The sequence below is a fragment of the Bradyrhizobium sp. BR 10261 genome (assembly GCF_019455395.1).
GTDB lineage: Bacteria > Pseudomonadota > Alphaproteobacteria > Rhizobiales > Xanthobacteraceae > Bradyrhizobium > Bradyrhizobium manausense.
In genome coordinates this window covers 61659-74868 of the sequence record NZ_JACOFQ010000003.1, presented here as the reverse complement: position 1 = coordinate 74868, position 13210 = coordinate 61659, and the positions used below count along the sequence as shown (strand labels likewise).

At 65.4% G+C, this 13210-nt stretch carries 13 protein-coding genes; 4 read left to right on the top strand and 9 right to left on the bottom strand.

The window, feature by feature from the left end; genetic code table 11:
• Window positions 1-80: 80 nt before the first annotated feature.
• The 4 genes from HYH07_RS04170 to cobS form a co-directional block, all read right to left on the bottom strand.
• Window positions 81-776: a hypothetical protein gene (locus HYH07_RS04170; protein ID WP_220001283.1), complete on the bottom strand. Its 696-nt coding sequence runs from the start codon at window positions 774-776 to the stop codon at window positions 81-83.
• Between the two features lie 36 nt (window positions 777-812).
• Entirely contained in the window at window positions 813-1874 is a 1062-nt protein-coding gene (locus HYH07_RS04165) for an esterase-like activity of phytase family protein (RefSeq protein ID WP_220001282.1), read from the bottom strand.
• The gene (gene cobT / locus HYH07_RS04160; RefSeq protein WP_220001281.1) at window positions 1871-3775 is read right to left on the bottom strand and encodes a cobaltochelatase subunit CobT; all 1905 of its coding nucleotides are present in this window, start codon (window positions 3773-3775) and stop codon (window positions 1871-1873) included. The genes HYH07_RS04165 and cobT overlap by 4 nt, the downstream gene beginning before the upstream one ends.
• Window positions 3776-3937: 162 nt before the next feature.
• Window positions 3938-4936 (bottom strand): cobaltochelatase subunit CobS, encoded by a 999-nt coding sequence (cobS, locus tag HYH07_RS04155; RefSeq protein ID WP_025032652.1) that lies wholly within the window; start codon window positions 4934-4936, stop codon window positions 3938-3940.
• Window positions 4937-5244: 308 nt separating this feature from the next.
• Between cobS and HYH07_RS04150 the strand changes: the two genes are divergently transcribed.
• Window positions 5245-5904, top strand: a complete 660-nt coding sequence (locus HYH07_RS04150) for a DedA family protein (RefSeq protein WP_220001280.1) — start codon at window positions 5245-5247, stop codon at window positions 5902-5904.
• A gap of 73 nt (window positions 5905-5977) precedes the next feature.
• Here HYH07_RS04150 and HYH07_RS04145 read toward each other — a convergent pair whose 3' ends face one another.
• Window positions 5978-7198 (bottom strand): citrate synthase family protein, encoded by a 1221-nt coding sequence (locus tag HYH07_RS04145; RefSeq protein WP_220001279.1) that lies wholly within the window; start codon window positions 7196-7198, stop codon window positions 5978-5980.
• Between the two features lie 83 nt (window positions 7199-7281).
• Here HYH07_RS04145 and HYH07_RS04140 point away from each other — a divergent pair, with 83 nt between their 5' ends.
• On the top strand, window positions 7282-8376 hold the full coding sequence (locus HYH07_RS04140; RefSeq protein WP_220001278.1) for a citrate synthase/methylcitrate synthase: 1095 nt from the start codon (window positions 7282-7284) through the stop codon (window positions 8374-8376).
• 166 nt (window positions 8377-8542) lie between these two features.
• On the opposite strand, the gene HYH07_RS04135 is transcribed toward HYH07_RS04140, so the two are convergent.
• On the bottom strand, window positions 8543-9175 hold the full coding sequence (locus tag HYH07_RS04135; RefSeq protein ID WP_220001277.1) for a J domain-containing protein: 633 nt from the start codon (window positions 9173-9175) through the stop codon (window positions 8543-8545).
• A gap of 158 nt (window positions 9176-9333) precedes the next feature.
• On the opposite strand from HYH07_RS04135, the gene HYH07_RS04130 reads away from it, so the two are divergent.
• A complete protein-coding gene (locus HYH07_RS04130; protein WP_409363880.1) occupies window positions 9334-9606 on the top strand; it encodes a BolA family protein in 273 nt (90 codons plus the stop codon).
• A 119-nt stretch (window positions 9607-9725) separates the two neighbouring features.
• On the opposite strand, the gene HYH07_RS04125 is transcribed toward HYH07_RS04130, so the two are convergent.
• The 3 genes from HYH07_RS04125 to HYH07_RS04115 form a co-directional block, all read right to left on the bottom strand.
• Complete coding sequence (locus HYH07_RS04125; RefSeq protein ID WP_057747443.1) at window positions 9726-11030, bottom strand: HlyC/CorC family transporter; 1305 nt, start codon at window positions 11028-11030, stop codon at window positions 9726-9728.
• 81 nt (window positions 11031-11111) lie between these two features.
• Complete coding sequence (aroB, locus tag HYH07_RS04120) at window positions 11112-12260, bottom strand: 3-dehydroquinate synthase (RefSeq protein ID WP_220001275.1); 1149 nt, start codon at window positions 12258-12260, stop codon at window positions 11112-11114.
• Window positions 12257-12880, bottom strand: coding sequence for a shikimate kinase (locus HYH07_RS04115; protein WP_220001274.1), 624 nt, complete (start codon window positions 12878-12880; stop codon window positions 12257-12259). Before HYH07_RS04115 ends, aroB begins: the two co-directional genes overlap by 4 nt.
• A 179-nt stretch (window positions 12881-13059) precedes the next feature.
• On the opposite strand from HYH07_RS04115, the gene HYH07_RS04110 reads away from it, so the two are divergent.
• Window positions 13060-13206 (top strand): hypothetical protein, encoded by a 147-nt coding sequence (locus HYH07_RS04110; RefSeq protein WP_057747440.1) that lies wholly within the window; start codon window positions 13060-13062, stop codon window positions 13204-13206.
• Window positions 13207-13210: the final 4 nt, after the last annotated feature.

The window sequence follows — 13210 nt, the reverse complement described above, 5'->3', positions numbered from 1 at the left end:
TAGTGGCTGGGCGGCGAATTGCGAGATGCGCGGGCGGCATGGCGGATGGCGGGGCCATGCATTGCGGGGGGGCGCGCCCCCTACGGCGAATCCACGAACTTCCCCGGCGTCGGCTTGCCCATGCGGATCCTGCCGTCGGGCAGATGCTCGCCATCCGCCACCGCCGAGAACTCGATCATGGTGCCGTCACCGTCATACTTCAGCGTCCTGGCGAGAGGCCCGAGCTTGTCGAGAAGCCTGGCGTCATCAGCAACCAGGACCCGGTATTCGGTGAGGTGGAAACGGCGCGGCGCCGACCAGGTGAAATCAGGGACGGACGAGCGCACCTGGATATCGCTGGCACTATCGACGGTGCGGCCGGTGACGTCACGGAATAGATCAGGACTATCGAGCAGCTTCGCCCTGGTGCCGTTGATGTCATAAATGTTCAGCGTAACGACGTGGCGCTCGCTGCGAAACGACACCGCGACAAAGCGCGAATCCGCCGACCACGCGGCGTGAAAGGCATCCGGCGCCGAGTCCAGGATGTTGTCGTCCCTGACATTGTCGAGCGTCATCAGCTTGCGATGGCCCGGCTCCGCCATCAAATAGATGCGGAAATTCTCCGAGCCGGCATCGCCCTCGCCATGCGCGGCGATGGAGAGCTTTCCGCTCGGCGCGCGCCCGCCCTGGATGATGGCGTATTCGCCCTTGGCGTATTTGTGCTCGGCCGTCGCCAAAGCGGGCGAGGCGGCGAAGGCGAGGAGCAAAGCGAGGACGGCGCGGCGGTGGGGCATGAGTGTGTGTCGGCGCAGGGGCAGCGGACGTTCAACCTACTCCACCAGCGTGAATTGCAGCAGCAGCGTGCGCTGGAGCAGGGAGAAATTGTCGTCCGACACCAGGGTCAGCACGGTCTCGCCGTCATCAGTGACGTGGGCGTCGATGCCCTCCATATTGTCGACCTCATGGCCGAGATCGGCGCGAAACAGCTCAAAGCCGTCGACCAGCGCGCCCGGTGCGATCGATTTCAGGGGGATCGAACGGATGCGGATGTCGATGCCGGTGAACCAGGAGAATTTGCGCTCGAGGATGAGCAGCTCGCCTGATGGCAGCAGTACGGCGTCGCTGATGTCGAACTTGTCGGTGCGGCGCACGGCGAACTGACCGGGCGACGGGCCACCGATCAGGAAGGCGACCAGATTGCCGTCGGCATCGAGCCCGCGCTCCGAGAACGCTACAAGCGTGCCGGCGAGCGGCGTGCTCTTGGCTTTCGGCACGAACACCAGCGCCTCGAGCCCCTTGTTGACCGGGAGCTTGCGGATCGCCGGCGGCGTCGGAATCACCTCGCCGCGGGCGCGCGTGCCGCCGCGTGCGAAGTCGAAGCGCATGATCTGGTTGACGCGTTCGAGCCCGACATAGACCAGCGAGCCGTCGCGCGCGAGCGACTCGGTGTCGTACCAGAGCCGCTTCTCCGTGATCGGCCGGCCCTCCGCGTTCAGTATCGGCGCGGCCTCGACATCGGCGAGGCCGACCATCCTGCCGCCGTCATAGCGGATGGCGCCGGTGAACCAGGTGCCTTGATCCGACAGCGCGAGGAAGCGCTCGCCGATGTCGTCGAGGAAGCGGAAGCCGGAGAGGCCGCCGAAGCCGCGATGCGGCGAGGTCAGCACCAGGCCGCTGCGATATTGCAATGAACCGAAGCGCACGCGCGAACGATCGCGCGGCTCGAAGAACGGAATCGGCCGCGCATTGACCTCGATGCCGACGGGCTCGTTGACGGCATGCTCGAGCTGCGCCGGCCTAGCCTGCGCTTGGGCGAGCCTGGGCAAAGCGAGAGTGGAAAATCCCGCCGCCGCGCGACCAAGAAAGCTGCGGCGAGATTGATCTGTGCTCACGAATGCAGTTTGCGTCGCGGGCGACCGGCCGGTTGCGTGGGCGCGGCGTTGGTCTCGCTGAAGAGTTCGGCGAGCTTCTCGGTGATCGCACCGCCGAGCTCCTCGGCATCCACGATCGTCACCGCGCGGCGATAGTAGCGCGTCACGTCATGGCCGATGCCGATCGCGATCAGCTCGACCGGCGAGCGGGTCTCGATCTCCTCGATGATGTGGCGCAGATGCCGCTCGAGATAGTTGCCGGGGTTGACCGACAGCGTGGAATCGTCGACCGGCGCGCCGTCCGAGATCATCATCAGGATCTTGCGCTGCTCGGCCCGGCCGAGCAGGCGCTTGTGCGCCCAGTCCAGCGCCTCGCCGTCGATGTTCTCCTTCAGCAGCCCCTCGCGCATCATCAGGCCGAGATTCTTCCGCGCACGGCGCCAGGGGGCGTCGGCGGATTTGTAGATGATGTGGCGCAGATCGTTGAGGCGGCCGGGATTGGCCGGCTTGCCGGAGGCCAGCCACGCCTCGCGCGATTGCCCGCCCTTCCAGGCGCGCGTGGTGAAGCCTAGGATCTCGACCTTGACGCCGCAACGCTCCAGCGTGCGCGCCAGAATATCGGCGCAGGTGGCGGCGACCGTGATCGGGCGTCCGCGCATCGAGCCGGAATTGTCGAGCAGCAGCGTAACGACCGTATCGCGGAACGTGGCCTCCTTCTCGTGCATGAAGGATAGCGGGTGATAGGGATCGGTGACGACGCGCGACAGGCGGGCGGGGTCCAAAATGCCCTCTTCGAGATCGAACTCCCAGGCGCGGTTCTGCTGCGCCATCAACCGGCGCTGCAGGCGGTTGGCGAGGCGCGCAACGATGCCCTGCAGATGCGCGAGCTGCTTGTCGAGATAGGCGCGCAGGCGCTCCAGCTCGTCATGGTCGCAGAGATCCTCGGCGGCGATGACCTCGTCGAATTTCGGCGCGAAGGCGTGATATTCCGGCCCGCGCGGCTCGTTCTTGCCGTGCTGGTTCGGGCGCGTCGCCTCGCCCGGCGTCTCGTCGTCGCCGAGCTCGCCGTCGTCGAAGGTATCGGAGGTCGAGGCCTGCGCGCTTTCCATCGCGCTCTCGCTCATCTCCTCTGATGAGGCCTGCGCCTGGTCGGCGCTCATCTCCTGCGCAGCATCGGAATCGGGCGAGCCTTCCGCGCCGGACTGATCGTTGTCGCCGTCCTGGTTCTCGTCGTTGTCCTCGTCGTCCTCGCTGTCGGCGCTGCGCTCGTCACCGAGGTCGAGCGCGGTGAGGAGGTCATGCACGGCATCGCCGAACTTGGTCTGGTCCTCGACCACGCCATCGAGCCGGTCGAGCCGCTTGCCGATCTTGTCTTCGAGAATGGGACGCCAGAGATCGACCATCTTCCTGGCGGCCGTGGGCGGCGCCAGACCCGTGAGGCGCTCGCGCACCAGCATCGCCAGCGCATCGGCCAGTGGCGCATCGGCGCGGTCGGTGATCTCGTCGAACTTGCCGCGATGGAAGTGGTCGTCGAGCATCGCGGTGAGATTCTTGGCAACGCCCGCCATGCGGCGCGCACCGATCGCCTCGACTCTCGCCTGCTCGACCGCCTCGAACACGCCGCGCGCCTGCGGATTGCCGGGCATCAGCTTGCGATGAACCTTGGGATCGTGACAGGCGATCTTCAGCGCGATCGAGTCCGCGTGGCCGCGCACGATCGCGGCATCGCGTTTTGTCATCTTGCGCGCCGGCTCAGGCAAGCGGGCTTTGCCCGGCGCGAGGCCCGGGCGCTCGGCCGCGAAGGAGACGTCGAGCTCGGGCGACTTCGCGATCGCCTTCAGGCAGGACGCCACCGAGCGCTTGAACGGCTCGGTCGGGGCTTCCTTGCTGTTGCGGAATTTGGAGTTGGAAGGCGTGCTCATCTCGATCTCACCGTCGTCCCGGCCTGGTGCGCAATTGCGCACGGGGGCCGGGACCCATAACCACCGGCGTTCGTTGGGTCAGGGAAACTATCAGTGTCGCTTCAATCGAGACATCACGCGGTATGGGTCCCGGCCTTCGCCGGGACGACATACCGGGAGAGATCAGGATAGCGCCACGTTCACCGCCGATTCCGGCAGCTCCGCGTTGAAGCAGCGCTGGTAGAACTCGGCGACCAGGGGACGCTCGAGCTCGTCGCACTTGTTGAGGAAGGTGACGCGGAAGGCGAAGCCGATATCGCCGAAGATGTCGGAATTCTCCGCCCAGGTGATCACCGTGCGCGGGCTCATCACCGTCGACAGGTCGCCGTTGGCGAAGGCGTTGCGGGTGAGATCGGCAAGGCGCACCATCTTGTTGACGATGTCGCGGCCTTCCTGGGTGCGATAGTGCTTGGCCTTGGCCAGCACGATCTCCACTTCCTCGTCGTGGCTGAGATAGTTGAGCGTGGTGACGATCGACCAGCGGTCCATCTGGCCCTGGTTGATCTGCTGGGTGCCGTGATAGAGGCCCGAAGTGTCGCCGAGACCGACCGTGTTGGCGGTCGCGAACAGGCGGAACGCCGGATGCGGCTTGATCACCTTGTTCTGGTCCAAGAGCGTCAGACGGCCGGAGACTTCCAGCACGCGCTGGATCACGAACATCACGTCGGGACGGCCGGCGTCGTATTCGTCGAACACCAGCGCGACGTTGTTCTGCAGCGCCCAGGGGAGGATGCCGTCACGAAACTCAGTGACCTGTTTGCCGTCGCGGACCACGATCGAGTCCTTGCCGACGAGGTCGATACGGCTGATGTGGCTGTCGAGGTTGACGCGCACGCATGGCCAGTTGAGCCGGGCAGCGACCTGCTCGATATGGGTGGATTTACCGGTGCCGTGATAGCCTGTGACCATCACGCGGCGGTTGCGGGCGAAGCCGGCGAGAATGGCAAGCGTGGTGGCGCGGTCGAAACGGTAGTCGGAATCGACTTCAGGGACGTGAGGATCGACTTCGGAATAGGCCGGCACTTCGAGATCGCTGTCGATCCCGAACACCTGGCGCACCGACACCTTCATGTCGGGTAAACCGGAAACTTCCTCAACTTTGGACAGGGCGGCGGTCGTCATCAATCCTCCGAGGCCCCGGGCGATCCCGAGACCAGTTATTTGCACGTTGGCTGCGGCTGGGTGCGCTTTCGAATCTATCAGAGACAACGTGCCGGCAGAAGCCCGCCCCGCAATCAAAGTTCCGTTGTCTTTTCATTTAGATAGGCAAGGAACGCGATTTTTGGAAGGCTGCCCTGCAAATCTCGCCCAAATTTCGCGTCAGACAGGCGCCTGCACAAGGGAATGGCAGCGCGAATGGCACTTCCATCGCCGCTGCTTACTTATGTAAGGATCTGAACCCGATTGCTCCAGTCCGCTACAGAGACCTCGTGACGTCCTTTCTTGACCCCCTCATCTCCTTCGTCTCAGTCCATGCGTGGCTGGCCTACCTGACCCTGTTCCTGGCGGCGTTGCTCGAAGCGGTGCCGGTGGTGGGCTCGGTCATTCCCGGCTCGACCATCATCCTGGCGCTGAGCGCGCTGGTTCCGGGCGGCGAACTCAAACTGCAATGGGTGCTATTGGCAGCCGCGCTTGGGGCCGTGCTCGGCGACGGCTCGGCCTATTGGCTCGGTCACCGGCAGCAGCGCAAGATCCTCAACACCTGGCCGCTGACCAATTACCCGCGCCTGGTCGAGGAGAGCGAGACCTTCTTCCACCGCTTCGGCACCTGGGCCGTGTTCTTCGCACGCTTCGTGCCGCCGATCCGCGCCTTCGTGCCCATCACGGCGGGTGCCTTGGGGATGGAGCCGCCGCGGTTCTACGCGGTCAACATCCCGGCAATCCTGGTCTGGGCGCCTGCCCATGTGCTGCCGGGCGTGCTGGCGGTGTCGGCCTTCCACCAATATTTCGGCGTGCCGCACGAGGGCCATCCGTTCAAGCACATGTGGATTTTGACGGTGGTTGCCGTTGCCATCGTGGTGGGCGTGACGGTGTGGATCTATCGCCGGCGCAATGGCGGCGCGGTCGTGGAGGCGAAGCCGCGGGCGTAGGAAGCTGCCACCACAGGTGTCGTCCCTGCGAACGCAGGGACGACAGCGGAAGAATTGCGCGCCACCGGCTTCTCTAACCAGCAGCCCCCACCCGCCTCCCCGGCGCCGGTCCCACATACCTTGCCCTTGGCCGGATCAACTTCCCGAACTGCAATTGCTCGCTGGCATGGGCGATCCAGCCGACGCTGCGGGCCATGGCAAACAAAGCGAGCTCGCTGCCGGCAGGCAGCCGCAGCGCGTGGACGAGCACGGCGAGCACGTAGTCGATGTTGACGAACTCGCCGGTCGCCTCCGCGATCCGCTCCGGCACCTCTTTGGTGAATTTGCGCGGCGCCCCAGTGCGGGCCAGCGCGTTCAGCAGCGATTGGGCGCGGGGATCGCCGCGCTTGTAGACGCCATGGCCAAAGCCCGGAAAGCGCTCGCCCAGCGCGACGCGCTCGCGCACCATCGGTTCGGCATCACGGTCGACCAGCGCCTTGACCAGTTGCGAGGCGAGCACGCCGGCGCCGCCATGCTTTGGGCCTTTCAGCGCAGCGAGGCCGGCGATCACGGCATCATAGAGATTGAGCCCGGTCGAAGCCGCGCAGCGCGCGGTGAAGGTCGAAGCATTCAATTCGTGGTCGGCGAGCAGCACCAGCGCGCGGCGGATCAGATCAGGCGCGTGCTTGTTATCGGGAGCCCAGGTTCGCGCGATCTGCTGATGCAGCGGCTCGGATGACGGCTCGGCATTCAGCATGGTGGCAACAAGGAGCCGGACGATGCGCGCGCCGACCAGCGCACGGCCATCCGGCGCGCGGGTGAAGGCGCGGGAATCGGCGCTGGCCGCCAATGCAAGCACCGCGATGGCGCGATCGATCGGCGCTGCGCGCCGCGCGGCTTGCGCGATCGTGCGCATCTCCTCGGAGATCTTCGGCTGGTTGTCAGGCGCGAACGGATCGACGTCGGAGACGTCCCAGAGCAGCGTCGCCGTGTGCTCCAGCGTGTCGCTCTCGGCGAGATCGATGCAGTTTACGCCGCGATAGATCGCGCCCTCCTCGGTGATGGTCGAGATCTCCGTGTCCATGACGGGGAGGTCGGCATCGAAGCTGCGCAGGCCGCGCGGCTCCGGCGACGGCACCCGGCGTTCCTTCAAGGCGCGGACATCCTCGGCGCGATAGCGGTTCTTGCGCGAGTCCGCCGTCGGCTCGGAGCGGATCAGGCCGCGGCTGACATAGGCGTAAAGGGTCGCCGGCGAGATCGCGAGCTCGGCAGCAGCTTCCCGGGCAGAGAGGTAAAGGCCGTCGGAATTTTTCATATTGATTGATGTAATCAAGATTGATCAATGTGTCGAGAGGCCTGATCTTCTCCTGGTGCAGAGCAAAAAGGGAGATTTGGGCCATGAACATCCACCTCACCAAAAGCCAGATCGGGCTGGACGGCGTTCCCGCGGCCGAAACCGTGCTGAGCCATGTCGATGGCGAACGCGGCGAGCTGATCATCGCGGGCGAGCATGTCGGCCGCCTCGCCGCGATCTCCAGCTTCGAGGGCGTCACCGCCCGGCTCTGGAACGGCGCCAGCAAGACCACCCTCACCGAAGCCAATGTGCGGGCGAGCCTCGGCGCGGCACGCGAGCGGGCCTTTGCGCGGCTGGACGAGTTGCTGCCGGCAACGCGCGGCATGGGCATCATCGACGGATTTCGTGCAGCGGTTGCGGGTCTCCGCGCCGAGCACGGGCTCGAGCATGAAGCGACCATCGTCGGCGCGTTTCCGGTGATCGCCGGCGCGCTGGTCCGCCGCGCGAAGGGGCTCGACCCGGTCGCGCCCGATCCGACCGTGAGCCACGCCGCCGATACGCTGCGCATGCTGCACGGGCGCGCGCCCGCAGCGCGCGAGGTCACGGCGCTCGATGCCTATCTCGTCACCGCCAGCGACCACGGCATGAACGCTTCGACCTTCACCGCGCGCGTCGTGGCCTCGACACAGGCCGATCTGTTCGCCGCCGTCACCGCCGGCTATTGCGCGCTGACCGGTCCGCTGCATGGCGGCGCGCCGGAGCCGGTGCTGGAAATGCTGGATGCGATCGGCACGCGCGAGCGGATCCAGCCCTGGGTCGATGCGGCGCTGGCGCGCGGCGAGCGCATGATGGGCTTTGGCCACCGCGTCTATCGCGTGCGCGATCCGCGTGCGGATGTGCTCAAGACCGCGGTCGAGGCGCTGGCCTCCAACGGCACCGACCTGCCGTTTGCCGGCGAGGTCGAAGCCTATATCCGCGCAGCCTTGCGCAAGAAGAATCCGGACCGGCCGCTGGAGACCAATGTCGAATTCTTCACCGCGATCCTGCTCGATGCGCTGGCGATTCCAAGGCAGGCATTCACCCCGATCTTCGCGGTGGCGCGCGCAGCGGGGTGGACCGCGCATGCACGCGAGCAGCAGCGGACCGGGCGGTTGATCCGGCCGAGCTCGTCCTATGTGGGGGCGATGCCGAAGGGGTGAGGTATTGCGGATGTCTCCGCGAGCAAGCAATCGTAGGGTGGGCAAAGGCGCGTTTGCGCCGTGCCCACCATCTCTCTCGATCACAAAAAATGCGTGGGCACGCTACGCTTTGCCCACCCTACGATACTGTCGCCGCGGCGAAAGCCGGGACGACACCGGGAAACCCTTACGCCTCCCGCACCACGGTCTTCAGATAATTATACGCCTTGATGATCTCGATCAGGCGATCCTCGGTGGAGCGGTCGCCGCCGTTGGCGTCGGGGTGGTGCTGCTTGACCAGCGCCTTGTACTTGCTCTTGACGTCGGCGAGCGTCGAATTCGGGCCGAGGCCCATGACCTGGAGCGCCTTGCGCTCGGCGTTCATGACCTTGCGCGTTTCGGCCTTGGGCTCGGCCTCCGGACCCTTGCGCCAGCTGGCGCGGCCGTTGATCTCACTGAACATGCTGAACGGATCGGACGCCATGTCGATCTCGGCTTCCGCACCCTTCTTGCCGCCATTGGCGCCCATCTTCCAGGTCGGGCGATGGCCGGTCAGCGCGTCCTTCTGATAGCGCGCGACGGCGTCGGCATTCATGCCGGAGAAGAAATTGTAGTTCTGGTTGTACTCGCGCACGTGGTCCAGGCAGAAGTGCCAGTACTCACGCTGGTTCTCGCGGCCCTTCGGCGCGCGGTGCGCGCCCTTGTTCTGACACCCGGCCCATTCGCAACCGACCGCAGTGTCGCGCGGCTTCACTTCGGCCTGCTTGCCCCGCGGCTTCACACGGATGGAGTCGAAGAACTTTGATGAATCGATCGGCATGGCTGACTTTGACTACGCAATGCAAAAACCTTCAAGTCTTGACATTGCAATTAGAACGAAACCCGTAGCCGAAGTTTCACTTCGGCGCCTTTTAGGACGGCCGCCAGAGGGCGGCCTATGGTGTTGACGGAGCGCGATCGCGGACTTTAATGGCAGTCATGGTTATGAAAGATACTATCAGCAACAAGTTGCAGGAAGCTTTCACGCCGGAAAGCCTGCAAGTCGTCGACGAGTCACATTTGCATGAGGGCCATGCCGGCCATCGGCCGAGCGGCGAGACGCACTTTCGCGTCTATATCGTGTCTGAAGCCTTCAAAGGGAAGAGCCGGGTCGACCGTCACCGCATGATAAATGCGGCACTGGCCGCGGAACTTTCCGGCAGCGTGCATGCGCTGGCGATCCATGCGCAGGCGCCGGGGGAAGGCGGCTAGCTGTCCATGCCCCGCGAAGGCGGGGCATCCAGTACCCCGCGGCCGCTGTTGTTGCATGCAATGCCCGCCGCGGCGTTCTGGATCGCCCGCCTTCGCGGGCGATGACGGCGCGTGTATGGCTAGAACGACGTCCCCGCCCGTCTCGGCTTCACCTCTTCCATCTCGGCCTCGCGCGGGACCGGTGAAATACGGAGCGCGGTGATGCGGTTGCGTTCGCGGCGCAGAACGCGGAAACGGAAACCGTGGAAGGTAAAGCTCTGGCCGCGGTCGGGGATCGAGCGTGCTTCGTGAATGACGAGGCCAGCGACGGTAGTTGCCTCTTCATCGGGCAGGCGCCAGTCCATGGCGCGGTTGAGGTCACGGATCGGTACCGAGCCGTCGACCACGACGGAGCCGTCAGGCTGGGCGCGCACGCCCGCGACCACGACGTCGTGCTCGTCGGAGATGTCGCCGACGATCTCTTCCAGAATGTCTTCCAGCGTCACCAGACCTTCAACTTCGCCGTACTCGTCGACCACGAGGGCGAAATGGGTTTTGCGCCGGCGGAACGCCTTGAGCTGCTCGGCGAGCGGCCGCATCTCCGGCACGAACCAGGGCGGCAGCGCAATGGTGGAGACGTCGATGCGCGAGGTATCACCGTCGGAGGCGCGGATCGCGCGCAGGAGATCCTTGGCGTGGAGCACGCCGATGATGTTTTCCGGCTTCTCGCGCCAGAGCGGGATGCGGGTGTATTCGGTCGCCAGCACCTCGCGCACCAGATCGTCCGGCGGCATGTCGGCGTTGATCATCATCATCTCGGTGCGATGGATCATGACGTCGGAGACCTGGAGCTCGCGTAAGTCCAGCAGGCCGCCGAGCATGTCGCGGTCCTGCTTCTCGACCTTGCCCTCGTGGTGCAACAGGTCGACCGCGCCGCGCAGGCGCTCGGTCGGCGACAGGATCGCCTGGTGCTCGCCGGCGAGGCCGAACAGACGCATCAAGACGCGGACGATGACCTCCACCACCCGCAGCAGCGGCCCCAGCACATACATGGTCAGCCGCATCGGGCGCGCCACCGCGAGCGCCATGCGATCCGGCGCGTTGATGGCGATGGTCTTGGGCAGCACCTCGGCGAAGATCACGACCAGCGCCGTCATCACGCCGGTGGCATAGAGCACGCCGACATCGCCGAACCAGGCGGTGAAGATGGAAGTCGCCAGCGCGGAGGCGGTGATATTGGCGATGTTGTTGCCGAGCAGCAGTGCGCCGATCAGGCGCTCGCGCATGTCGAGCAGCTGCGAGACCACGTCGGCGTCGCGATTACCTTGTTTGGAGAGTCTGAGCATGCTGGCGCGCGAGGCACCGGTGAGCGCGGTCTCGCTCGCGGCAAAGAAGCCCGAGACCAGCAGGCAGATGATGACGATGGTGAAGCCGAGCCAATCCATGCAGCACTCAACATCCTTCTAATGCGTTTTCTTGACGCGAACGGGTCACCACTTCGCTCGAAAGCGCTCTTCGGTCGCGTGTTACGCCTTGACGGCGAGCTTGTCCTTTAGGAAGTCGCGCACCGGCGTCGGCTCGACATCCTTCGCGATGACGGCGCGGCCGACGGCCTCCAGCAGGATGAAGGTGAGCTTGCCGCGCTTGACCTTCTTGTCCTGGGCCATCAGCGCCATCAGCGCGTCGGCATCCGCAAGACCTTCTTGCGCGAAGCCGGCAATGTCCTGCAAGCGGGTCGGAAGGCCTGCCGCGATCAGGTGACGCTCGACCCGCGTGGCATCTGCCTCCGCGATCATGCCGAGCTTTGCGGAGAACTGCGCCGCCAGCGTCATGCCGATGGCAACGCCCTCGCCGTGGAACAGGCGATCCGAAAAACCGGTCGCGGCTTCCAGCGCGTGGCCAAAAGTGTGGCCGAGATTGAGCAGCGCGCGCTCGCCGGTCTCGCGCTCGTCGCGCGAGACCACGCCCGCCTTGGCGCGGCAGGAGGTCGCGATCGCATGCTCGCGGGCCGAGCCGCCCTTGAAGATGTCGGCATGGTTCTTCTCCAGCCAGGTGAAGAAGGCCTCGTCGCCAAGCACGCCGTATTTGGCGACCTCGGCATAGCCGGCGCGGAACTGCCGCGGCGACAGCGTGTCGAGCACCGCGGTGTCGGCAATGACAAGCACCGGCTGGTGGAAGGCGCCGAGCAGATTCTTGCCCTGCGGCGAGTTGATCCCGGTCTTGCCACCGACGGAGGAATCGACCTGCGCCAGCAGCGAGGTCGGCACCTGCACGAAATCGACCCCGCGGCGCAGGATCGCAGCGGCAAAACCGGCGAGATCGCCGACCACGCCGCCGCCGAGCGCAATGACGAGGTCGTTGCGCTCGATCTTGGCGGCGATCAGGGCTTCGCTGACCTTCTCCAGGCCCGCATAGGTCTTGGAGATCTCGCCTTCCTCGACGACGACGCGCGCGGTCGGAATGCCGCTGGCTGCGAGCGAGGCTTCCGCCGGCTCGAGCCAGTATTTTGCGACGGTGCGATCGGTGACGATGGCGGTGCGCACGCCCGGGCGCAACGCGGCAACGCGCTCGCCGAGCGAGGACAGCATGCCGCGGCCGATGACGATGTCATAGGCGCGATCCCCGAGCGCGACGTCGACATGAACAGGGTCGGAACGTTTGAGGGGCGCAGTCATCGAACGGCACTCGCGACATCGGCAGGAGATTGGGCTGGTGGTGGACCACAGAGATAGGCGTGCAGCGTCTCGATGCATTCGTCGACGATTCTGTCGTGCGGCACGTCGCGCGAGGCAATGGTGATGTTGGCCTTGCCATAAACCGGCTCGCGCTCGGTGAGCAGCCGCGTCACGGTTCCCTCGGGATCGGCGGTCTGCAGCAAGGGACGGTCCGCGCGGCGGCGCACCCGCCGCATGATGACGTCGTGGTCTGCCCTGAGCCAGACCGAGATCGCTTTCGCCGCGATGCGGCTGCGCGTCTCCTCGCGCATGAAGGCGCCGCCGCCGGTCGCCAGCACCACGGGCCCGCCCTCGAGCAGGCGCGCGATCACACGGGCCTCGCCGTCGCGGAAATACGGCTCACCGTGGCGCTCGAAAATCTCCGGTATGGTCATGCCGGCCGCCGCCTCGATCTCGGTGTCGGCGTCGACAAAGGGCAGCTTGAGCCTGAGAGCCATGCGGCGGCCGATGGTGGACTTGCCGACGCCCATCATGCCGACCAGCACGATGGAGCGCGCGCCGAGCGCCGACAGGATGTCGGCCTCAAGGCTCGCTTGTGCTGGCAATACGGCGTCGGACATTATCTCGCTCGATTGGATCTCACACTGCCGCTAAAGGCGGCATCCGGGCCACCTATACGACCCCCTTGGGGCCGTCGCCAGAGGACTCTTGCCACGAAACGGCGAACATGTTGGATGATTTCATTGGTTAATTTGCCTGTTCAAGACCCGTATCAAGACCCTCGTCGAGACCATGCCCGATGCCCAGCCTGTTCCGCTTCCTGACGGTCGTCGCCGTGATCGCCGGCATCGTCTATGGCGCGGTGTTCGCGCTGGCCAACTTCGTCAATCCGAAGCCGCGGGAAATGACGGTGACGATCCCGCCGGATAAATTTCTCAAGAAATAGGAGC

Bases quoted from the DNA above. Each gene is read 5' to 3' on its own strand.
- HYH07_RS04145 (WP_220001279.1), bottom strand. From the start codon at position 7,198: ATGAAAAATTCCGACGGCCTTTACCTCTCTGCCCGGGAAGCTGCTGCC.
- HYH07_RS04170 (WP_220001283.1), bottom strand. From the start codon at position 776: ATGCCCCACCGCCGCGCCGTCCTCGCTTTGCTCCTCGCCTTCGCCGCC.
- HYH07_RS04115 (WP_220001274.1), bottom strand. From the start codon at position 12,880: ATGTCCGACGCCGTATTGCCAGCACAAGCGAGCCTTGAGGCCGACATC.
- HYH07_RS04110 (WP_057747440.1), top strand. From the start codon at position 13,060: ATGCCCAGCCTGTTCCGCTTCCTGACGGTCGTCGCCGTGATCGCCGGC.
- cobS (WP_025032652.1), bottom strand. From the start codon at position 4,936: ATGACGACCGCCGCCCTGTCCAAAGTTGAGGAAGTTTCCGGTTTACCC.
- HYH07_RS04140 (WP_220001278.1), top strand. From the start codon at position 7,282: ATGAACATCCACCTCACCAAAAGCCAGATCGGGCTGGACGGCGTTCCC.
- aroB (WP_220001275.1), bottom strand. From the start codon at position 12,260: ATGACTGCGCCCCTCAAACGTTCCGACCCTGTTCATGTCGACGTCGCG.
- HYH07_RS04125 (WP_057747443.1), bottom strand. From the start codon at position 11,030: ATGGATTGGCTCGGCTTCACCATCGTCATCATCTGCCTGCTGGTCTCG.
- HYH07_RS04130 (WP_409363880.1), top strand. From the start codon at position 9,334: ATGGTTATGAAAGATACTATCAGCAACAAGTTGCAGGAAGCTTTCACG.
- cobT (WP_220001281.1), bottom strand. From the start codon at position 3,775: ATGAGCACGCCTTCCAACTCCAAATTCCGCAACAGCAAGGAAGCCCCG.
- HYH07_RS04135 (WP_220001277.1), bottom strand. From the start codon at position 9,175: ATGCCGATCGATTCATCAAAGTTCTTCGACTCCATCCGTGTGAAGCCG.